Here is a 21,070-nt window from a genome sequence, read left to right as displayed (position 1 = left end):
TTGCTCATCGTGTCTGACCGATCAGGTTAAGGACGGCGTCCGCCGCCTGATTGGAGGCATCCAGCCGCAGCGTGCGATGGATCTCGTCGAAACCGCGTGTTTGTTCTTCGCCACCGTCGATCAACGGCGACAGCGTCTGGGCCAGCGCTTCGACCGTCGCATCATCCTGCAACAATTCCGGGACCAGCAGACGCTGGGCCAGCAGATTCGGCAAGGACACGTACGGGCTCTTGACCATGCGTTTGAGGATCCAGAACGTCAGCGGCGCCAAGCGATAAGCCACCACCATCGGCCGCTTATACAACAGCGCTTCGAGGGTGGCGGTGCCGGAGGCGATAAGCACGGCGTTGCACGCCGCCAAGGCCAGGTGAGACTTGCCATCGAGCAGGGTCACCGGCAGATCCCGGCCAGCGAGCAGCTCTTCAAGCTGCGCGCGGCGTTCCGCATTGGCGCACGGAATGACAAAGCGCAAACCCGGGCGCATCGCACGTAGACGTTCGGCAGTATCGAGGAACAGCGCGCCGAGGCGGGACACTTCACCGCCACGGCTGCCGGGCATCAGCGCCACCAGCGGGCCGTCGGGCAAGCCCAGTTCGGCACGGGCCGCAGCGCGATCAGCTTCCAGTGGGATGGTATCGGCCAGCGTGTGGCCGACGAACCGTACCGGTACGCCTTTCTCTTCGTAAAATTTGGCTTCGAATGGCAACAGCGTCAGCATCAGATCGCAACCTTCGCGAATCTTCAGTACACGCTTCTGCCGCCATGCCCACACCGAAGGGCTGACGTAATGCACAGTTTTGATCCCGGCCTGACGCAGCTTCAATTCAATGTTGAGATTGAAGTCCGGTGCATCGATACCGATGAATACGTCCGGCTTCTCGGCGATCAGCGTGACGATCAGATCCTTGCGGCGCTTGAGCAACTCGCGCAGGCGACCAAGGACTTCCACCAGCCCCATCACCGACAGACGCTCCATGGGAAAGTACGAAGTCAGGCCTTCAGCCTGCATCAACGGCCCGCCGACGCCGATGAACTCGACCGCCGGATGCTGTGCCTTGAGGGCGCGCATCAGACCGGCGCCGAGAATGTCACCGGAAGCTTCACCCGCCACCAGCGCAATACGCAGATTGGCCATGATCAGCGCGTGATGCCGCGAGTCGACGACTGGATGGAGTCGCGGAATATTGCCACTTCCGGGTACTGCGCAGCAGGTTCAGCCAGTTCGGCCAGCGCCTGCTCAACCGTCAGGCCTTGGCGATAGACGGTTTTGTAAGCGCGACGCAGGGTATGAATCGCGTCTTCGCTGAAACCGCGACGGCGCATGCCTTCGAAGTTCATGCTGCGCGCTTCTGCGGGATTGCCGAACACGGTGACGAACGCCGGAACGTCCTTGCCGATCGCCGTGCCCATACCGGAAAAGCTGTGAGCGCCGATGTGGCAATACTGGTGAACCAGGGTGAATCCGGAAAGGATCGCCCAGTCATCCACATGTACATGCCCGGCCAACGCTGTGTTGTTGACCAGAATGCAGTGATTGCCGATGACGCTGTCATGCCCGATGTGGGCATAGGCCATGATCAGGTTGTGATCGCCCAGCGTGGTCTCCGAACGGTCTTGCACGGTGCCACGGTGAATGGTCACGCCTTCACGGATGACATTGTGGTCACCGATCACCAGGCGGGTTTCTTCGCCTTTGTACTTCAGATCGGGCGTGTCTTCGCCTACCGAGGAAAACTGGTAGATGCGATTGTGCTTGCCGATGCGGGTCGGGCCTTTGAGGATTACATGCGGCCCAATCACGGTACCCTCGCCGATTTCCACACCTGCGCCGATGATCGACCACGGGCCGACCTCGACGCCGTCAGCCAGAACGGCCGACGGATCGATGATTGCGCGAGGGTCAATCAAACTCATAGCTTGCGTTCCGCACAGATGATTTCAGCCGAGCAGACCGGCTTGCCATCGACCGAAGCCTGGCATTCGAACTTCCAGATCTGGCGCTTGCAACTGATGAACTTGGCTTCGAGGATCAGCTGATCGCCCGGCAACACAGGCTGACGGAAGCGCAGCTTGTCGGAACCGACGAAGTAGTAAAGCGTGCCGTCGGCAGGCTTCACATCAAGCATTTTGAAACCGAGGATCCCGGCAGCCTGAGCCATCGCTTCGATGATCAGCACGCCCGGCATGATTGGATGCGCAGGGAAGTGACCATTGAAGAACGGCTCATTGATGCTGACATTCTTGTAGGCGCGAATGCGCTTGCCTTCAGTGTCCAGTTCCACCACCCGGTCCACCAGCAGGAACGGGTAACGGTGAGGCAGGTATTCGCGAATCTCGTTGATGTCCATCATTTCGGGGGGAAGCCTATGTAAAGATTGGGAGCGCGACTGACGCGCACTCCTCTAGCAAATCAAGGAGGCAGTCTAGCGGCTGTGCACACTTGATATGGAAATGGTATCAGCCATCTGATGAAGCATTGCCGTCAGGGGTCACTTCCCCTACGCGCTTTTCCAGCTGTTTCAAACGCCGCGCGATATCATCGAGCTGACGAATGCGGGCCGCGCTTTTGCGCCATTCGGCCGCCGGTTGCATGGCTGTGCCGGAAGAATAGGCACCCGGCTCGGTAATCGAGTGGGTCACCATGGTCATCCCGGTCAGGAAAACGTTGTCGCAAATATCAATGTGGCCGACCAGCCCGACACCGCCGGCGAGCATGCAATGCTTGCCGATTTTGGTGCTGCCGGAGATCCCGACGCACGCTGCCATCGCGGTGTGATCACCGACCTGAACGTTGTGGGCAATCTGGATCTGGTTGTCGAGCTTCACGCCATTACCGATTACGGTATCGGCCAGAGCGCCACGGTCGATGGCGGTATTCACGCCAATCTCGACATCGTCGCCGATGGCCACGCCACCGATCTGAGCGATCTTCTGCCAGATACCTTTTTCGTTGGCGAAGCCGAAGCCTTCACCACCAAGCACGGCACCGGACTGAATCACTACGCGCTTGCCGATGCGTACATCGTGATACAGCGTCACGCGTGGAGCGAGCCAGCCGCCCTCACCGATTTCGCTACGTGCACCGATGACGCAATGCGCGCCCAGTGTCACTTGCGCACCGATCCGCGCGCCGGCCTCGATCACCACGAAAGGACCGACGCTGGCGGTTGGATCAACCACTGCGTCCGCCGCAATGACCGCCGAAGGATGGATACCCGCAGTGGCTTTTGGCTTGGGATCGAACAAGTGTGAGATGCGTGCGTAAGCCAGATAAGGATCAGGCACCACCAACGCATTACCGGCAAAACCCTCGGCATCGGCCTCTTTGAGCAGCAGTGCTGCTGCCTGCGAGCCTGCCAGGTATTTGCGATATTGAGGGTTTGCCAGAAAGCTCAACTGAGCTGGGCCAGCCTCTTGCAAAGTGGCTAGCCCAGTAATTTGCTTCTCAGGGTCGCCACGCAGGGTGGCGCCGAGGAACTCGGCCAACTGGCCGAGCTTGATAGTCACGGTCATGGGTTACTTCAGCTGATTCATGCGCTCGATAACCTGGCGCGTGATGTCGTACTGTGGTTTGACATCAATCACTGCGCCACGCTCGAACACCAGGTCAAAACCACCTTTCTTGATGACTTCTTCCACTGCGCTATCCAGTTTCGGCTTCAGTTGCTTGAGCATTTCGCGGTCGGCAACAGCTTTGGCTTCGTTCAGTTCCTTGGACTGGAACTGGAAGTCACGGGCCTTTTGCTTGAATTCCAGCTCCAGACGCTCACGTTCACCTTGCTGCATTTTGTCGCCACCGGCCATCAGACGGTCCTGAATACCCTTGGCGCTGCTTTCCAGGGTTTTCAGCTTGGTCAGTTGCGGACCGAACTTCTTCTCGGCATCCACGGCGTACTTCTTCGCTGCGTCGGATTCGAGCAAGGCCATCTGATAGTTCAGAACAGCGATTTTCATGTCGGCAAATGCCGGGCCTGCCACCATCAAGGAGGCCAGGAGAACCAATTGAGTCAACTTACGCACGATGCACTCCTACAAAATCCATTGTCGTTATCTTGGGTCAGACGCTTAGAACGTCTGGCCGAGGGAGAATTGGAACACTTGAGTTTCAGCCTCATCCGGCTTCTTGATCGGCATGGCCAACGCGAAGCTCAGAGGACCCAGTGCGGTGACCCAGGTCACACCCACACCGACGGAACTGGCCATGTTGCTCAGGCTGATGTCGTTGCACTTGGTGTTCGACGTCGAGCCGTTCGCATTGGTAGTGTCCTTGCACTGCGAGTCAAATACGTTACCCACGTCCCAGAATACCGAAGTACGCAAGGAGCGCTGATCTTTCACGAATGGCAGCGGGAACAGAACCTCGACACCACCCTGGATCAGGACGTTACCACCGAACGGCAGCGGATCCTGGTCGGGGTCAGCAAGCGTGCCCGGGTTGGTACCACGGCTCGGCGTACTGCGTGGACCGAGGGTGCTGTCCTTGAAGCCACGAACCGAGTTGAAACCACCAGCATAGTAGTTTTCATAGAACGGCAAGCCGTCGGTTCCACCGTAGCCGTCGCCATAACCCAGCTCGGTATGCAGGCGCAGGGTGTAGTTCTCGCTGATCGGCTGGAATAGCTGACCGCGATAATCAAGCTTGTAGAACGACAGGTCGCTGCCCGGCACGGTGGTTTCCAGGGTCAGGCTCTGGGAACGGCCACGGGTCGGCAGTACGCCTTTGTTCAGGGTGGACTCGGACCAGCCGGCCGACGCCTTGAAGTTCAGGTACTTGTCGCCCTCCTTGTTAACGAAGTCGAAAATCTCGTCAACGGTGTAGGTACCGGTCTTGATCTCGTCCTGTTGAACCGACAGGCCAAAGGTCAGACGCGAAGTTTCGCTGATCGGGTAGCCAACGTTGACGCCGGCACCCAGGCTGTCTACCGCATAGCTTGCTACATCGACGTCGAGGTCTTTGTAGTCAGTGGTGCGATAGAACGCGTTGTAACCCAGGCTCACGCCATCGGCGGTCCAGTACGGGTCAACGTAGCCGAAGTTGTAGCGGCTCTGATATTCGCTGCGGGTCAGGCCGATGCTGACGCGGTTACCAGTACCGAGGAAGTTGTTCTGGGTGATCGAACCACCGAGGATCAGACCGGCACTCTGGGCGAAACCGACACTGGCGGTAATCGAACCGGAAGCCTGTTCTTCAACGGCATAGTTCACGTCAACCTGGTCGTCGACACCTGGCACAGCCGGGGTTTCAACGTTGACTTCCTTGAAGAAGCCCAGACGCTCAAGACGAGTCTTGGATTGGTCGATCAGGTAGGTCGAAGCCCAGCCACCTTCCATCTGACGCATTTCACGACGCAGCACTTCGTCCTCGGACTTGGTGTTGCCACGGAAGTTGATGCGGTTGACATAGGCACGCTTGCCCGGATCAACAGCAAACAGGATGTCGACGGTGTGGTCATCATCATGCGGCTGCGGTACGCCGTTGACGTTGGCGAAGGTGTACCCCTCGTTACCCAGACGGCGGGTGATCAGCTCGGATGTGGTGGTCATCAGCTTGCGCGAGAACACCTGGCCTTTCTGCACCAGCAGCAGGGACTTGACCTGATCTTCAGGAACTTTCAGGTCACCGCTGAGCTTGACGTCACGAACGGTGTATTTCTCGCCTTCGGTGACGTTGACAGTGATGTAGACGTGCTTCTTGTCCGGGGTGATGGACACCTGGGTCGAAGCGATATCCATGTTGATATAGCCACGGTCCAGATAGTAGGAACGCAGACGTTCCAGGTCACCGGAAAGCTTTTCACGGGCGTACTTGTCGTCGTTCTTGAAGAACGACAGCCAGTTGGTGGTTTTCAGTTCGAACAGGTCGGTCAGGTCTTCCTCGGGGAAAACCGTGTTGCCCACCACGTTGATGTGCTGAATGGCGGCAACGGTACCTTCGTTGATCTTCACTTTCAGACCAACGCGGTTACGCGGTTGCGAGACCACTTCGGTATCGACCGTAGCCGAGTAGCGACCTTGCGCGACGTACTGACGCTGCAGTTCGTTACGCACACCTTCAAGGGTGGCGCGCTGGAAGATCTCGCCTTCGGCCAGACCGGATTGTTTGAGACCTTTCATCAAGTCTTCAGTGGAGATCGCCTTGTTGCCTTCGATCTCGATACTGGCGACCGACGGACGTTCGACGACCGTGATGACCAGAACGTTGCCTTCGCGACCCAGCTGGATATCTTGAAAGAAACCGGTTTTGAACAACGCACGAGTGGATTCCACCAGGCGACGATCATCCGCCTGCTCACCGACGTTCAACGGCAAGGCACCAAAAACGCTACCCGCGGAGACCCGCTGGAGGCCATTGACGCGAATATCAGAGATAGTGAAGGACTCGGCGTGAACTTCGGCGATCATCAATACGGTGAGAACCGCAGTTAGCAGCAGACGTTTCATGAAGTCCTTTCTTATTCCAACTGGCAATAAACAAACTGCCGCAAAATGCGGCAGATTCGCAATTCAGCGAAGCGTTACAGTCGACCCAGATCGTTGACCAGAGCAAGCAACATCACCCCGACCACCAAACTGATACCGATCTGTATCCCCCAACCTTGCACCCGATCCGACAAGGGACGACCACGCGCCCACTCGATCAGATAAAACAACAAATGCCCCCCATCCAGTACAGGAATGGGCAGCAAATTCAGAACGCCCAGGCTAATACTCAGATAAGCAAGGAAATTCAGGAAATCAGCGACGCCCGACTGGGCAGAAGCGCCCGCCACTTTAGCAATGGTTATCGGTCCACTCAAGTTTTTTACCGAGAGCTCGCCGAACAGCATTTTCTTTAGCGAATCGAGCGTCAGAATGCTCATGGTCCAAGTACGACGGGCACCCTCGCCAATCGCAGCCAGAGGCCCGTAACTGACCTCGCGAATCATCTCCGGCGGCCAGTCGACAGCTTTTACGCCCGCCCCCAGATAACCGCTTGGCGATTTGCTTTCACCGCGCGCCGCCAGCGTCACCGGGACGTCGATTTGAGCACTGTCGCGCTCGATGCGCAGCATGATTTTGGTATCAGGACGCGTACGAACGGTGTCGACCACTTGCTGCCAGTCATTCAGCGCCTGACCATCGAGAGCCAACAGGCGGTCACCGGTCTTCAGGCCAGCCGCCTGGGCCGGGCCTTTCGGATCGAGCTCGGCGAGCACCGGCGGCAAAGCCGGGCGCCATGGACGGATACCCAGCGAGCGGATCGGATCCGGCTCATCAGCGCCTTTGAGCCAGTTATCCAGCTTCAGCTCACGCGGCGAATCCGCAGTAGAACCCTGTTCACGCACCAGCAATTGCAGAGAACCGCTTTCGCCAAGGCGTCGGACCAATTGCAGATTGACCGCCGCCCAACCGGAAGTCGGTTCACCATCGACCGCGACAATTTCCTCACCTGCACTCAAACCGGCACTGGCAGCGATACTGCCGGATTCAACCGCACCGATGACCGGGCGCACCTGCTCGCTGCCGAGCATGGCCAAGACCCAGAAGAACACCAACGCCAACAGGAAGTTGGCAATCGGGCCGGCCGCAACAATAGCGATACGCTGACGCACGGATTTGCGGTTGAACGACTGATCAAGCTGATCGACCGGCACTTCGCCTTCGCGCTCATCGAGCATCTTGACGTAGCCGCCCAGCGGTATCGCCGCGACCACAAACTCAGTGCCCTGCTTGTCGTGCCAGCGCAGCAGCGGCATGCCGAAGCCTACGGAGAAACGCAGAACCTTGACGCCACAGCGACGCGCGACCCAGAAGTGGCCGAATTCGTGAAAGGTGACCAGCACACCCAAGGCGATCAGGGTGCCGGCAATCATATAGAGCGCGCTCATCTACTTTCTCCGCAATCCTGTTCAGTGTCGCGTGTAGCCATTGTGTTGCAAATTCTATCGATCGTGACGCTTCAACCATTGCTCAGCCAGAGCTCGCGCCTTGGCATCAGCCGTAAACACGGCATCGAGATCTGTCAGTGCAACGACCGGCTCGAGGCTCAAGACCTCCTCGATGATACTCGCGATTTCCAGGTAACGGACCCGTCCGTCGAGAAACGCTGCCACCGCCACTTCGTTGGCCGCATTGAGCATCGCCGGCGCACTGTTGCCAGCCTCGGCAGCTTGCCGTGCCAGACGCAGACAAGGGAAGCGCTCTTCATCCGGCGCTTCGAAGTCCAGACGCGCGACAGCAAACAGATCCAGCGGTGCCACGCCCGAATCAATGCGCTCCGGCCAGGCCAGGGCGTTGGCGATCGGCGTACGCATGTCGGGATTACCCAACTGCGCCAGCACCGAGCCATCGACATAATCGACCAGCGAGTGAATGACGCTCTGCGGGTGAATCACTACCTCGACCTGCGACGGCTTGGCATCAAACAACCAACAGGCCTCGATCAGCTCGAGCCCCTTATTCATCATGCTGGCCGAATCGACCGAAATCTTGCGCCCCATGGACCAGTTCGGGTGCGCACACGCCTGGTCAGGTGAAACATGCGCCAACTCACTCATCGGCGTCTGTCGGAACGGGCCGCCAGAGGCTGTGAGCAAAATCCGACGAACACCTACCGAGCTCAATCCACGGGCAAAATCCTGTGGCATGCACTGGAAAATCGCGTTGTGCTCACTGTCGATCGGCAACAACACCGAACCGCTCTTGCGCACCGCCTGCATGAACAAGGCGCCGGACATCACCAGCGCCTCTTTATTGGCCAGGAGAATCTTCTTGCCAGCTTCGACAGCCGCCAGGGTCGGACGCAAACCTGCTGCACCGACGATCGCAGCCATCACCGCATCGACTTCCGGAGCAGCAGCGACCTGGCACAGGCCCTCCTCCCCCACCAGCACACGGGTCGGCAAACCGGCGGCACGCAAATCGTCCTGCAAGCCACGCGCGGCAGCAGCCTCGGGAACCACGGCAAATTGCGGCACGTGGCGCACGCACAAGGCGAAAAGCTCACTGAGACGTGTGAAACCACTCAACGCGAACACCTGATAACGCTCAGGATGTCGGGCAATGACATCCAGCGTGCTCAGACCGATCGAGCCCGTCGCACCGAGAACGGTAATCTGTTGAGGACGACTCACGGTGCCGCCATCCACAGTAGCACTGCAAACACCGGGATTGCCGCTGTCAGACTGTCGATACGATCAAGCACCCCACCATGACCGGGCAGCAGATTACTGCTGTCCTTGATGCCGGACTGACGCTTGAACATGCTTTCGGTCAGGTCGCCGACAACGGAGATGAAGACGATCAGCGCAGCGCCAATCAAGCCTTTAAGCAGCTCGGCGACGGTCCAGTCACGCACGAGACCGACAATCGCTGTAATCAGCAAACTCAGCGCCAGACCACCGTAGACGCCTTCCCAGCTTTTACCCGGACTGACTTGCGGGGCCAGCTTGCGCTTGCCGAATTTTCGACCAGAGAAATAGGCACCGATATCGGCGCCCCAAACCAGCACCATCACCGCCATGATCAGCCAGTTACCCAGCGGGTACTGCTTGATCTGTACCAGACCTTGCCAGGCCGGCAGCAGAATCAGCAGGCCGATCACCAGTTTGGTGGCCGCCGTGGACCAGCGCTCGCTCGAACGCGGATACGTCAGCACCAGGTACGTTGCCACTGCCCACCACAACACCGAAGCGCCCAACACCCAAGGGGCGAGGCCCGGCAGCACGTACATGACGAACAACATCAGCGCAACGACAGCGGCATAGCCGACACGGAACGACTGTGCGGCGAAGCCAGCCAGACGCGCCCACTCCCAAGCCCCCAGGCTCACGACCAGACCGATGAACAGCGCAAAACCGGAGCCTTCGAGCAGGAAAAACCCGCACAAGGCAACCGGCAGCAGGATCAGCGCAGTGATGATTCGTTGTTTAAGCATTAAACCCGGGCTCCAGCTTCGATCTGTTCGCTCGTTTTGCCGAAGCGACGCTGACGCGAAGCGAAATCGGCCAGCGCAGTACGCATGGCATCGTGTTTGAAGTCCGGCCAGAACAGGTCGGAGAAGTACAACTCGGCGTAGGCCAGTTGCCACAGCAGGAAGTTGCTGATGCGGTGCTCGCCACCGGTGCGGATGCACAAGTCGGGCAATGGCAGATCGCCGGTCGCCAGACAGGTTTGCAGCAGATCCGGGGTGATGTCTTCCGGACGCAGGTGTCCGGCCTGAACTTCACGCGCCAGACGCTGAGCCGCTTGGGCGATATCCCACTGACCGCCGTAATTGGCGGCGATCTGCAGAATGAAGCGGTTGGAGCCGGCGGTCATGGCCTCGGCTTCGCGCATCGCCGCCTGAAGCTCAGGGTGGAAGCGCGAACGATCGCCAATGATGCGCAGGCTGATGTTGTTGTCGTTGAGGCGCTTGGCCTCTCGACGCAATGCCTTGAAGAACAGATCCATCAAGGCACTGACTTCATCGGCCGGGCGCTGCCAGTTCTCACTGGAAAACGCGAACAGGGTGAGCACTTCGACCTTGGCCTCAGCACACACCTCGATCACGGCACGCACAGCATCCACGCCCGCTTTATGCCCGGCGACACCCGGCATAAAGCGTTTTTTCGCCCAGCGATTGTTGCCATCCATGATGATCGCGACATGGCGCGGCACCGCGGACGGCGCAGTCTGCTTGGTCTTGTCCATTAAAAGCTCGAACCTTATACGGCCATCAGATCCGCTTCTTTTTGCTTGGTAGCCGTGTCGATATCAGCTTCAGCCTTGTCGGTGAGTTTCTGAATATCGGCAGCGGCACGACGCTCTTCGTCTTCGCTGATTTCTTTGTCCTTGACCAGTTTCTTCAGCTCGCCCAAGGCGTCACGACGAATGTTGCGCACAGCAACACGCGCGTCTTCGGCGGCACTGCGCGCCTGCTTGGTGAAGCCCTTGCGGGTTTCTTCAGTCAGGGCAGGCATGGAGATCAGCAACAATTCGCCCAGGTTGGTCGGATTGAGGTTCAGGCCAGCGCTCTGGATTGCCTTGTCGACCGCTGCGAGCATATTGCGCTCGAAGGCGACGACTTGCAGGGTGCGCGAGTCTTTTACAGTGATGTTGGCCACTTGAGTGATGGAGGTGTCTGCGCCGTAGTACGGCACCATCACGCTACCCAGAATGCTTGGGTGAGCCTTGCCGGTACGAATCTGACCAAAAGCGTGAGCCAGAGAGTCCAGGGATTTCTGCATGCGCTCTTGAGCGTCTTTCTTGATTTCGTTGATCATTGTTGACCTTCCTCGATCAGGGTGCCTTCAGCGCCGCCATGGACGATGTTCAGCAGGGCACCGGGCTTGTTCATGTTGAATACGCGCAACGGCATCTTGTGGTCGCGGCACAGGCAGATAGCGGTCAGATCCATCACGCCCAGCTTGCGATCCAGTACTTCATCATAAGTCAGATGATCGAACTTCTCGGCATGCGGGTCTTTGAACGGGTCAGCGGTGTAGACGCCATCGACCTTGGTCGCTTTCAGCACGACGTCGGCATCGATTTCGATTGCGCGCAGGCAGGCTGCCGAATCCGTGGTGAAGAACGGGTTGCCGGTACCGGCAGCGAAGATCACGACGTCTTTGGAGTTCAGGTGACGCATGGCTTTGCGGCGATCGTAGTGATCGGTCACACCCACCATGGAAATCGCCGACATCACGATGGCCGAGATGTTGGCACGTTCCAGCGCATCGCGCATGGCCAGAGCGTTCATCACAGTGGCCAGCATGCCCATGTGGTCGCCTGTAACCCGATCCATACCGGCTTTGCTCAAGGCTTCGCCGCGGAACAGGTTGCCACCGCCGATCACCAGACCGACCTGTACGCCGATACCGACCAGTTGGCCGACTTCCAGCGCCATGCGATCCAGCACTTTTGGATCGATCCCGAACTCTTCCGAGCCCATCAGGGCCTCGCCGCTAAGCTTGAGTAGAATGCGTTTATAGCGAGCCTGATAACCACTGCCCTGCTGAGCCATTGCGAATCTCTCCTGCGGCGTATTTAAAATTCTTTGCGAGCTGTTTACAGCTGGCGTTCACTCTAGCTTGGCGCTGCTTCAGCGCCATCGGAACATGGCTTTGTAAGTCAGTTCCAAGTGGAAACCAATAAAAATTGGCAACCCCATCTGAAAAGAGGCTGCGCGCGTAAGCGGGCAGCCTCTTTCGGGCGACAGTTGAAAAACCGTCTTATTGCTTGGCGGCAGCCAGCTGGGCAGCAACTTCTTCAGCGAAGTTGTCGACCGGCTTCTCGATGCCTTCGCCTACTTTGTAGTAAGTGAAGGAAACGATTTCAGCACCGGCTTTCTTGGCCAGTTCGCCAACCTTGATTTCAGGGTTCTTGACGAACGCCTGCTCAACCAGGCTCGCTTCAGCCAGGAACTTGCTGATACGGCCTTTGACCATATTTTCAACAATGTTTTCTGGCTTGCCTTTGATTTTTTCTTCGTTCAGCTGCAGGAACACAGCTTTTTCGCGCTCGATCGCTTCAGCCGAAACTTCCGATGGCAGCAGGAACTCAGGGTTGCTTGCCGCTACGTGCATCGCGATGTCTTTGGCCAGCTCGACGTCACCGCCTTTCAGAGCCACAACAACACCGATCTTGTTGCCGTGCAGGTACGAACCTACAACGTCACCTTCGATACGGGCCAGACGACGGATGTTGACGTTCTCGCCTACTTTGGCAACCAGTGCTTCACGAGCGGCTTCTTGCGAAGCGATCAGTGGAGCAGCGTCGGTCAGCTTGTCAGCGAAAGCTTTTTCAACGCTGGCAGCAACGAAGTTCTTGAAGTCGTCTTGCAGAGCCAGGAAGTCGGTCTGCGAGTTCACTTCCAGGATAACGGCAGCTTTACCGTCGTCCTTGATTGCGATTGCGCCTTCAGCGGCAACGTTGCCAGCCTTCTTCGCAGCCTTGATCGCGCCCGAAGCACGCATGTCATCAATGGCTTTTTCGATGTCGCCGTCAGCCTTTTCCAGGGCTTTCTTGCAGTCCATCATGCCTTCGCCGGTACGCTCGCGCAGTTCTTTAACCAACGCTGCAGTAATTGCTGCCATTTTCAAATTCCTCTTGGATAGGTTTTCAACCATTCCACCCGATCGAACGGGCGTTCAATTCTTCCCGAACCACCCTTGTTAGCTGCCGCACATTACAAACAGTGCCGTGGGCGCCGACAAATGGTTTTCGAGGTGGCAAAAAGGGGGCCAAGCCCCCTTTTTGCTTACTGAGTCAACGCCAGGGCGTCAATTACTCAGCTGCAGCCTGAGTTTCTTCAGCTGCGAATTCAACAGTACCGCCAGCAACATTGTTGCGACCACGGATAACTGCGTCAGCCATCGAACCCATGTACAGCTGGATAGCGCGGATTGCGTCATCGTTGCCTGGGATGATGTAGTCAACGCCTTCCGGGCTGCTGTTGGTGTCGACAACGCCGATTACCGGGATGCCCAGCTTGTTGGCTTCGGTGATCGCGATGCGCTCGTGGTCAACGTCGATCACGAACAGTGCGTCAGGCAGACCGCCCATGTCCTTGATGCCGCCCAGCGAACGATCCAGCTTTTCCAGGTCACGGGAGCGCATCAGCGCTTCTTTCTTGGTCAGCTTGGCGAAAGTACCGTCTTCGGCTTGAACTTCAAGGTCACGCAGACGCTTGATCGAAGCACGAATGGTTTTGAAGTTGGTCAGCATGCCGCCCAACCAGCGGTGATCGACGTACGGCGAACCGCAACGTGCTGCTTCTTCAGCAACGATCTTGCCAGCGGAACGCTTGGTGCCGACGAACAGAATCTTGTTTTTGCCCTGGGCCAGACGCTCTACGAAAGTCAGAGCTTCGTTGAACATTGGCAGGGTTTTTTCAAGGTTGATGATGTGAATCTTGTTACGCGCGCCGAAAATGTACTTACCCATTTTCGGATTCCAGTAACGGGTTTGGTGACCGAAGTGCACACCGGCCTTCAGCATATCGCGCATATTGACTTGGGACATGATAGTTCCTTAATAAGTCGGGTTTGGCCTCCACGTATCCCAATGACCAACCAGTGGCATAAAGCCAAAAGCACCCAGGTCATCGTGTCGACACGTGTGTGGATTTAAGCTTTTCGGGGTATCCCCGGAAAGCGGCGCATTTTATACCACAGGGTGCGCCGAAACGGAACCCGGAATCTGTATTCGCACCAAGGACATGGGCGCAGCCCCGTTGGAATCGGCCCCGAACGCACCATTGTATAGAGAGAAGCGATGCACGCGGGCGCTGAATTGCGCCGTGCGTCTGTTAGAATCGCGTTTTTCAGGGTCGCAAAACGATCACCTGCCGCCCTATTCGTATCAGCAAGCGCCGCCGAGCGCAGAGAGAGCCTGTATGACCGTCAACCTCAAAACCCCCGAGGACATCGCTGGCATGCGTGTCGCCGGCAAACTGGCCGCCGATGTGCTGGAAATGATTGCCGAACATGTCAAACCGGGCGTCACCACCGATGAGCTGAACCAGATCTGCCACGACTACATCGTCAATGTGCAGCACGCCATCCCTGCCCCGCTCAATTACAAGGGTTATCCGAAGTCGATCTGCACTTCGATCAACCACGTGGTCTGCCACGGCATTCCGAATGACAAGCCGCTGAAAAACGGCGACACCCTGAACATTGACGTGACCGTGATCAAGGACGGTTACCACGGCGATACCAGCCGCATGTTCCATGTCGGCGAAGTACCCGTCTGGGCCGAACGCCTGTCGCAGATTACCCAGGAATGCATGTACAAGGCGATCGAGATCGTCAAACCCGGCTGCCGCCTCGGCGACATCGGCGAAGTGATCCAGAAGCACGCCGAGAAGAACGGCTTCTCGGTGGTTCGCGAGTTCTGTGGTCACGGCATCGGCAAGGTTTTCCACGAAGAGCCGCAGATCCTCCACTACGGCCGCGCCGGCACCGGCATGGAACTGAAGGCCGGCATGACCTTCACCATCGAGCCAATGATCAACCAGGGCAAGGCCGACACCAAAGTACTGGGCGACGGCTGGACCGCGATCACCAAGGATCGCAAGCTGTCAGCACAGTGGGAGCACACCCTGCTGGTGACCGACACTGGCTACGAGATCTTCACCCTGCGCGCCGACGACACCATCCCGCGCATCTCGGCCTGATCCACACAACGCTCCCAGCCTTATAGAAGGAATGCCAATCGATGCCGCAGGTGGATCCCGAACTCTTCGACCGCGGTCAGTTCCAGGCCGAACTGGCTCTCAAAGCGAGTCCTATCGCGGCGTTCAAGAAGGCGATCCGCCAGGCTCGCGAGGTGCTCGACACGCGTTTTCGCCAGGGTCGCGACATTCGCCGGCTGATCGAAGACCGTGCCTGGTTCGTCGACAACATCCTGCAAAAGGCCTGGGAGCAGTTCAACTGGAGTGAAGACGCCGACATCGCACTGGTCGCGGTCGGCGGTTATGGTCGCGGTGAGCTGCACCCTTATTCCGATATCGATCTGCTGATCCTGCTGGACAGCGCCGATCACGAGGTCTTCCGCGACTCCATCGAGCGTTTTCTGACGCTGTTGTGGGACATTGGCCTGGAAGTCGGTCAGAGCGTGCGCTCGGTCGATGAATGCGCCGAAGAGGCCCGCGCCGACCTGACCGTGGTCACCAACCTGATGGAAAGCCGCACCATCTGCGGCCCCGAGCGTCTGCGCCAACGCATGCTCGACGTCACCAGCACCGCACACATGTGGCCGGCCAAGGAGTTCTTCCTGGCCAAGCGTGCCGAACAAAAAGCCCGCCACCACAAATACAACGACACCGAATACAACCTGGAACCCAACGTCAAAGGCTCGCCCGGCGGACTGCGGGATATTCAGACGATTCTCTGGGTTGCGCGTCGCCAATACGGCACCCTGAACCTGCGCGCCCTCGCCGGCGAAGGTTTCCTGGTCGAGAGTGAAAACGCCCTGCTCGCCTCCTCTCAGGAATTTCTCTGGAAGGTTCGCTACGCCCTGCACATGCTCGCCGGCCGCTCCGAAGACCGCTTGCTGTTCGACCACCAGCGCACCATCGCCGGACTACTGGGTTTTGAAGGCGACGACGCCAAACAGGCCGTCGAAAACTTCATGCAACAGTATTTCCGCGTAGTGATGAGCATCGCCCAGCTCAGCGACCTGATCATCCAGCATTTCGAGGAAGTGATCCTCGCGCCGGAAGACGAAGCGCCGCCGCAGCCGATCAACTCGCGCTTCCAGCTCCACGACGGCTATATCGAGGCACGCAACGACAACGTGTTCCGCCGCACGCCGTTCGCCATGCTGGAGATTTTCGTGCTGATGGCTCAGCAGCCAGAAATCAAAGGCGTGCGCGCCGACACCATTCGTCTGCTGCGCGAGCACCGTCACCTGATCGACGACAACTTCCGCAACGATATTCGCAACACCAGCCTGTTCATTGAACTGTTCAAGTGCAAGATCGGCATCCACCGCAACCTGCGCCGGATGAACCGTTACGGCATTCTCGGGCGTTATCTGCCGGAGTTCGGTTTTATCGTCGGGCAGATGCAGCACGATCTGTTTCACATCTACACGGTCGATGCGCACACGCTGAACCTGATCAAGCACCTGCGCAAATTGCAGTACACCCAGGTCTCGGAGAAATTCCCGCTGGCCGCCAAGCTGATGGCCAAGCTGCCCAAGCCCGAACTGATCTACATGGCGGGCCTGTACCACGACATCGGTAAAGGCCGGCATGGCGATCACTCGGAGATCGGCGCGGTCGATGCCGAGGCGTTCTGCCAGCGCCATCAGTTGCCGGTGTGGGACAGCCGCCTGATCGTCTGGCTGGTGCAGAACCATCTGGTGATGTCGACCACCGCTCAGCGCAAGGATTTGTCCGACCCGCAAGTGATCCACGACTTTGCCCTGGCTGTCGGCGATGAAACCCGTCTCGACTATCTCTACGTGCTGACCGTGGCCGACATCAACGCGACCAACCCGACGCTGTGGAACTCGTGGCGCGCCAGCCTGTTGCGTCAGCTCTACACCGAGACCAAACGCGCGCTGCGTCGCGGCTTGGAAAACCCGGTGGATCGCGAAGAGCAGATCCGCCAGACCCAAAGCGCCGCACTGGATATTCTGGTGCGCGGCGGCACCGATCCGGACGATGTCGAGCAGTTGTGGGCGCAGTTGGGCGATGACTATTTCCTGCGCCATACCGCCGGTGACGTGGCCTGGCACAGCGACGCGATCCTCCAGCAACCCGTCGATGGCGGGCCGCTGGTGCTGATCAAGGAAACCACCCAACGCGAGTTCGAGGGTGGCACGCAGATCTTCATTTATGCACCGGACCAGCATGATTTCTTCGCGGTGACCGTGGCCGCCATGGATCAGCTCAACCTGAACATTCACGACGCCCGGGTCATCACCTCGAGCAGCCAGTTCACCCTCGACACCTACATCGTGCTCGATAACGAAGGCGAATCCATCGGCGACAACCCGACGCGGGTCAAACAGATCCGCGAAGGCCTGACCGAAGCCCTGCGCAATCCGGACGACTATCCGACGATCATTCAGCGCCGCGTGCCGCGCCAGCTCAAGCATTTCGCCTTTGCGCCGCAGGTGACGATTCATAATGATGCGCAGCGTCCGGTGACCGTGCTGGAATTGACCGCGCCCGATCGCCCGGGCCTGCTGGCGCGGATCGGCGGGATTTTCCTCGAGTTCGACCTGTCGCTGCAGAACGCCAAGATCGCGACACTCGGCGAGCGGGTGGAAGACGTGTTCTTCATCACCGACGCCCACAACCAACCGTTGTCCGACCCGCTGCTGTGCAGCCGTTTGCAGGATGCGATCGTTGAGCAACTGAGCGTCAATCAGGAACCCGATATCAAACTGTCGCGCATCAGTATCTGATGGCGCCCCGGATTCAAATGGCTTTGCGAGAGACCCTGCCCCAATGAACAATGCTCTGAACCAGCTCCAGCCGTACCCGTTCGAAAAGCTCCGCGCCCTGCTCGGCACCGTGACCCCGAACCCGGACAAACGCCCGATCGCTCTGTCGATCGGCGAGCCGAAACACCGTTCGCCAAGCTTTGTCGCCGAGGCTCTGGCCAACAGTCTGGATCAGATGGCCGTGTACCCGACCACCCTCGGCATCCCGGCCCTGCGCGAAGCCATCGCCGGCTGGTGCGAGCGTCGTTTCGGCGTGCCGAGCGGCTGGATCGACCCGGCGCGCAACGTGCTGCCGGTCAATGGCACCCGTGAAGCCCTGTTCGCGTTCACCCAGACCGTGGTCAACCGTGGCGACGACGCACTGGTGGTCAGTCCGAATCCGTTCTACCAGATCTACGAAGGCGCCGCATTCCTTGCCGGGGCCAAGCCGCATTACCTGCCGTGCCTCGACGAGAACGGCTTCAACCCGGATTTCGATGCGGTTTCGCCAGATATCTGGAAACGCTGCCAGATCCTCTTCCTCTGCTCGCCAGGCAACCCGACCGGCGCACTGATCCCGGTTGATACCCTGAAAAAGCTGATCGCCCTGGCCGACGAGTACGATTTCGTGATCGCCGCCGACGAGTGCTACAGCGAGTTGTACTTCGATGAGCAAACCCCGCCGCCGGGCCTGCTCACTGCGTGTGTCGAACTCGGCCGCAAGGACTTCAAGCGTTGCGTGGTGTTCCACAGCCTGTCCAAGCGCTCCAACCTGCCGGGCCTGCGCTCGGGTTTTGTTGCCGGCGATGCCGACATTCTCAAAGGCTTCCTGCTGTATCGCACCTACCACGGCTGCGCGATGCCGGTCCAAACGCAGCTGGCCAGCGTGGCGGCGTGGAATGACGAAGTGCATGTGCGCGCCAACCGTGCGCTGTATCGCGAAAAATTCGATGCGGTGCTGGAAATCCTCAGCCCGGTGATGGACGTGCAGCGCCCGGATGGCAGTTTCTATCTGTGGCCGAACGTGCAAGGCGACGACGCCGCGTTCTGCCGCGATCTGTTCGAGCAGGAGCACGTGACCGTGGTGCCGGGTTCTTACCTGTCCCGTGACGTCGATGGCGTCAACCCGGGGGCTGGCCGCGTGCGCATGGCGCTGGTTGCGCCGCTGGCAGAATGTGTCGAAGCCGCTGAACGGATTCGCGCCTTCATCACTCGCCAGAAGTAATCATCAAGAGCCCGCACATGGAATTTTGTGCGGGCATCCCGATGAGTTACTTGACCTTCCCCAGATTGGCTTCGCTCAAATCCAGATCGGCCAACACTTCTCTGAGGACGTCATCACCGATCTGGTGATGTCGACTGAGGCTATACAGTTCCAGGCGCTGTGCCCTGAGCGCTTTCAGGCGCATGCGACGCTCGAGCAGATCCATCTGGAACGCCAAGGCCTGCGCTTCGGCGGAGTCGTTGAAGACATCGAGCTGATGGCGATACTCGGACATGATCCGCGCCTTCAACTCGGCCGACAGCGCAGCCTGAGCGGCGTCCTGCGGGGTGGTTTCCTCGGTCTCCAGCGCATGAATCGCCGCTTCTGCGGTTTTGCGCCAGGCATCACGCACTTCCTGGCGGCGTTTGTCGTCCGGGCTTTTTTCGATGCCGCGCAACAGCAGAGGCAGCGCGATACAGGCCGAAACCAGCGACAGCAGAATCACTCCGGCAGCGATGAAAATCAGCAGATCACGCTCGGGAAACGCATCAGCCCCCATCAACATCGGTACTGACATCACACCGGCCAGCGTCACCGCACCGCGCACACCGCCGACGGTCAGCAGCCAGCAGGAGCGCGCGGTCGGGACTTGCGTCAGCTCGCCCTTGCCACGCAAACGGCGCAGCAGCACCGATAATCGCCAGATGCTTTGCACCCAGATAAACCGCAGTAATACCAGCGCGAAGAAAATCGCCACGACATCGAGGCAGCGATAGAACAACGTTGGCCAGAGCGTCGGTTCATGGCTGACCACAGCTTTGATGATGTCCGGCAATTGCAGGCCAAGCAGGAGGAAGATCAAGCCGTTGAATGCGAACTCCAGCAGCGACCAGACGCTGCGATTAAGCAGTCGAGTGCTGGTCTGCCGAGGCAGCAGATCTAGCCAGCTCTGCATCATCCCCGCCGCCACGGCCGAGAGAATGCCCGACACACCAAGCCGTTCCGCCAGCACATAGGCCGCGAACGGCAACAGCAACATGAACACCACATGGGTAGCCGGGTCATCCCAGCCACGGGCGATCATCCACGCCCGCAAGCGCCCGACCAGCCAGCTCAAGGCCACACCGACCGCCAACCCGCCGAGCGCCACCACGACAAAGGTCAGGCTGGCGTTGGTCAGCGAGAACACGCCCGTGATGGCCGCCACCAGGGCGAACTTGAAGGTCACCAGACCCGAGGCATCGTTCATCAGCGCCTCGCCCTGCAATATATGCATCAGCGGGGTCGGCAAGCGGTTTTGTGAAATGGCCGACACCGCCACGGCGTCGGTGGGCGACAAAACCGCCGCGAGGGCAAAGGCTACCGGTAACGGAATTGACGGCAATAACCAATGAATGAAGTAGCCGGCGCCGACCACGGTGAACAGCACCAGCCCGACTGCCAGGGTCAGGATCGGTCCGCGCAAGTGCCAGAACTCGCGCTTGGGCATGCGCCAGCCGTCGGAGAACAACAATGGCGGCAGGAACAGAAACAGGAACAATTCGGGATCAAGGGCCACGTGCAGACCGAGGGTCGGCCAGGCGAGCAAGGCGCCAGCGGCGATTTGCACCAGAGGCAGCGGCAGCGGGATGACCCGTCCGACCAGACGCGAAACGCTGACCAGCATCAGCAGGATCAGGACGGTATAAGCAGTTTGCATAAAGCGGAAATCTCAGACAATCGACAGCGTTGAACTGCCATATTAGCCGCTTAGGCTGTGTCTGACCGTTGCACCTATGTCGCACGCGGACACGCCGTACCAATGTGGGAGCGAGCCTGCTCGCGAATAAGGTGGATCATTCAATATCGATGTCGCCTGATATGGCCCCTTCGCGAGCAGGCTCGCTCCCACAGGGGTTTGCATTGCCAAATGAAGCCGGGCGCCGCGAAACCGTTTGGTCATGGCATAATCCGACACCATTTTTT

The 21,070-nt window shown here is 58.8% G+C and carries 18 protein-coding genes; 3 read left to right on the top strand and 15 right to left on the bottom strand.

From position 1 onward, the window contains the following. Window positions 1–4: 4 nt before the first annotated feature. The 14 genes from lpxB to rpsB all read right to left on the bottom strand — a co-directional run bounded on the left by lpxB (window position 5) and on the right by rpsB (window position 13,983). Window positions 5–1,135 (bottom strand): lipid-A-disaccharide synthase, encoded by a 1,131-nt coding sequence (lpxB, locus tag AB4N44_RS23070; RefSeq protein ID WP_316917738.1) that lies wholly within the window; start codon window positions 1,133–1,135, stop codon window positions 5–7. A 2-nt stretch (window positions 1,136–1,137) separates the two neighbouring features. Further along, complete coding sequence (lpxA, locus tag AB4N44_RS23065) at window positions 1,138–1,914, bottom strand: acyl-ACP--UDP-N-acetylglucosamine O-acyltransferase (protein WP_038357910.1); 777 nt, start codon at window positions 1,912–1,914, stop codon at window positions 1,138–1,140. Further along, complete coding sequence (fabZ, locus tag AB4N44_RS23060) at window positions 1,911–2,351, bottom strand: 3-hydroxyacyl-ACP dehydratase FabZ (RefSeq protein WP_003222142.1); 441 nt, start codon at window positions 2,349–2,351, stop codon at window positions 1,911–1,913. Before fabZ ends, lpxA begins: the two co-directional genes overlap by 4 nt. A 106-nt stretch (window positions 2,352–2,457) precedes the next feature. Next, window positions 2,458–3,513 (bottom strand): UDP-3-O-(3-hydroxymyristoyl)glucosamine N-acyltransferase, encoded by a 1,056-nt coding sequence (gene lpxD / locus AB4N44_RS23055; protein WP_127926013.1) that lies wholly within the window; start codon window positions 3,511–3,513, stop codon window positions 2,458–2,460. Window positions 3,514–3,516: 3 nt separating this feature from the next. Beyond that, window positions 3,517–4,020 carry an OmpH/Skp family outer membrane protein gene (locus tag AB4N44_RS23050; RefSeq protein WP_007908849.1) on the bottom strand — a complete coding sequence of 168 codons (504 nt, stop codon included), beginning with the start codon at window positions 4,018–4,020 and terminating at the stop codon, window positions 3,517–3,519. Window positions 4,021–4,065: 45 nt separating this feature from the next. After that, complete coding sequence (gene bamA, locus AB4N44_RS23045) at window positions 4,066–6,441, bottom strand: outer membrane protein assembly factor BamA (protein WP_127926012.1); 2,376 nt, start codon at window positions 6,439–6,441, stop codon at window positions 4,066–4,068. A gap of 74 nt (window positions 6,442–6,515) precedes the next feature. Beyond that, window positions 6,516–7,868 (bottom strand): sigma E protease regulator RseP, encoded by a 1,353-nt coding sequence (gene rseP / locus AB4N44_RS23040; RefSeq protein ID WP_127926011.1) that lies wholly within the window; start codon window positions 7,866–7,868, stop codon window positions 6,516–6,518. Window positions 7,869–7,922: 54 nt separating this feature from the next. Continuing rightward, entirely contained in the window at window positions 7,923–9,113 is a 1,191-nt protein-coding gene (gene ispC / locus AB4N44_RS23035; RefSeq protein ID WP_127926010.1) for a 1-deoxy-D-xylulose-5-phosphate reductoisomerase, read from the bottom strand. Beyond that, the gene (locus tag AB4N44_RS23030) at window positions 9,110–9,916 is read right to left on the bottom strand and encodes a phosphatidate cytidylyltransferase (protein WP_160038504.1); all 807 of its coding nucleotides are present in this window, start codon (window positions 9,914–9,916) and stop codon (window positions 9,110–9,112) included. Before AB4N44_RS23030 ends, ispC begins: the two co-directional genes overlap by 4 nt. Continuing rightward, complete coding sequence (gene uppS, locus AB4N44_RS23025) at window positions 9,916–10,671, bottom strand: polyprenyl diphosphate synthase (protein WP_127926008.1); 756 nt, start codon at window positions 10,669–10,671, stop codon at window positions 9,916–9,918. The genes AB4N44_RS23030 and uppS overlap by 1 nt, the downstream gene beginning before the upstream one ends. 14 nt (window positions 10,672–10,685) lie before the next feature. Continuing rightward, window positions 10,686–11,243, bottom strand: coding sequence for a ribosome recycling factor (gene frr, locus AB4N44_RS23020; RefSeq protein WP_007908855.1), 558 nt, complete (start codon window positions 11,241–11,243; stop codon window positions 10,686–10,688). Beyond that, window positions 11,240–11,983 carry a UMP kinase gene (gene pyrH / locus AB4N44_RS23015; RefSeq protein WP_003222124.1) on the bottom strand — a complete coding sequence of 248 codons (744 nt, stop codon included), beginning with the start codon at window positions 11,981–11,983 and terminating at the stop codon, window positions 11,240–11,242. The genes frr and pyrH overlap by 4 nt, the downstream gene beginning before the upstream one ends. Before the next feature lie 208 nt (window positions 11,984–12,191). Beyond that, window positions 12,192–13,055 (bottom strand): translation elongation factor Ts, encoded by an 864-nt coding sequence (gene tsf / locus AB4N44_RS23010; protein ID WP_150749445.1) that lies wholly within the window; start codon window positions 13,053–13,055, stop codon window positions 12,192–12,194. A gap of 190 nt (window positions 13,056–13,245) precedes the next feature. Continuing rightward, window positions 13,246–13,983 carry a 30S ribosomal protein S2 gene (gene rpsB, locus AB4N44_RS23005; RefSeq protein ID WP_003222119.1) on the bottom strand — a complete coding sequence of 246 codons (738 nt, stop codon included), beginning with the start codon at window positions 13,981–13,983 and terminating at the stop codon, window positions 13,246–13,248. Window positions 13,984–14,356: 373 nt separating this feature from the next. On the opposite strand from rpsB, the gene map reads away from it, so the two are divergent. From map to dapC, 3 genes are read left to right on the top strand one after another with little or no spacing between them, the layout of a single operon-like run. Further along, complete coding sequence (gene map / locus AB4N44_RS23000; protein WP_150650247.1) at window positions 14,357–15,139, top strand: type I methionyl aminopeptidase; 783 nt, start codon at window positions 14,357–14,359, stop codon at window positions 15,137–15,139. A gap of 41 nt (window positions 15,140–15,180) precedes the next feature. Next, the gene (locus tag AB4N44_RS22995) at window positions 15,181–17,883 is read left to right on the top strand and encodes a [protein-PII] uridylyltransferase (RefSeq protein WP_116028744.1); all 2,703 of its coding nucleotides are present in this window, start codon (window positions 15,181–15,183) and stop codon (window positions 17,881–17,883) included. 43 nt (window positions 17,884–17,926) lie between these two features. Then, complete coding sequence (gene dapC, locus AB4N44_RS22990) at window positions 17,927–19,126, top strand: succinyldiaminopimelate transaminase (protein ID WP_460107354.1); 1,200 nt, start codon at window positions 17,927–17,929, stop codon at window positions 19,124–19,126. Window positions 19,127–19,172: 46 nt separating this feature from the next. Here dapC and AB4N44_RS22985 read toward each other — a convergent pair whose 3' ends face one another. Further along, complete coding sequence (locus tag AB4N44_RS22985; RefSeq protein ID WP_116028742.1) at window positions 19,173–20,804, bottom strand: Na+/H+ antiporter; 1,632 nt, start codon at window positions 20,802–20,804, stop codon at window positions 19,173–19,175. Between the last annotated feature and the right edge of the window lie 266 nt (window positions 20,805–21,070).

The organism is Pseudomonas sp. S3_C06 (assembly GCF_054667675.1).
Note: the sequence above shows the minus strand (reverse complement) of the source record. Positions and strands in the feature narration are given on the sequence as shown.

Excerpts from the sequence above, each read along its gene's own strand:
- lpxB (WP_316917738.1), bottom strand. The coding sequence starts at position 1,135 with ATGGCCAATCTGCGTATTGCGCTGGTGGCGGGTGAAGCTTCCGGTGAC.
- lpxA (WP_038357910.1), bottom strand. The coding sequence starts at position 1,914 with ATGAGTTTGATTGACCCTCGCGCAATCATCGATCCGTCGGCCGTTCTG.
- fabZ (WP_003222142.1), bottom strand. The coding sequence starts at position 2,351 with ATGATGGACATCAACGAGATTCGCGAATACCTGCCTCACCGTTACCCG.
- lpxD (WP_127926013.1), bottom strand. The coding sequence starts at position 3,513 with ATGACCGTGACTATCAAGCTCGGCCAGTTGGCCGAGTTCCTCGGCGCC.
- bamA (WP_127926012.1), bottom strand. The coding sequence starts at position 6,441 with ATGAAACGTCTGCTGCTAACTGCGGTTCTCACCGTATTGATGATCGCC.
- rseP (WP_127926011.1), bottom strand. The coding sequence starts at position 7,868 with ATGAGCGCGCTCTATATGATTGCCGGCACCCTGATCGCCTTGGGTGTG.
- AB4N44_RS23030 (WP_160038504.1), bottom strand. The coding sequence starts at position 9,916 with ATGCTTAAACAACGAATCATCACTGCGCTGATCCTGCTGCCGGTTGCC.
- uppS (WP_127926008.1), bottom strand. The coding sequence starts at position 10,671 with ATGGACAAGACCAAGCAGACTGCGCCGTCCGCGGTGCCGCGCCATGTC.
- frr (WP_007908855.1), bottom strand. The coding sequence starts at position 11,243 with ATGATCAACGAAATCAAGAAAGACGCTCAAGAGCGCATGCAGAAATCC.
- pyrH (WP_003222124.1), bottom strand. The coding sequence starts at position 11,983 with ATGGCTCAGCAGGGCAGTGGTTATCAGGCTCGCTATAAACGCATTCTA.
- tsf (WP_150749445.1), bottom strand. The coding sequence starts at position 13,055 with ATGGCAGCAATTACTGCAGCGTTGGTTAAAGAACTGCGCGAGCGTACC.
- rpsB (WP_003222119.1), bottom strand. The coding sequence starts at position 13,983 with ATGTCCCAAGTCAATATGCGCGATATGCTGAAGGCCGGTGTGCACTTC.
- map (WP_150650247.1), top strand. The coding sequence starts at position 14,357 with ATGACCGTCAACCTCAAAACCCCCGAGGACATCGCTGGCATGCGTGTC.
- AB4N44_RS22995 (WP_116028744.1), top strand. The coding sequence starts at position 15,181 with ATGCCGCAGGTGGATCCCGAACTCTTCGACCGCGGTCAGTTCCAGGCC.
- dapC (WP_460107354.1), top strand. The coding sequence starts at position 17,927 with ATGAACAATGCTCTGAACCAGCTCCAGCCGTACCCGTTCGAAAAGCTC.
- AB4N44_RS22985 (WP_116028742.1), bottom strand. The coding sequence starts at position 20,804 with ATGCAAACTGCTTATACCGTCCTGATCCTGCTGATGCTGGTCAGCGTT.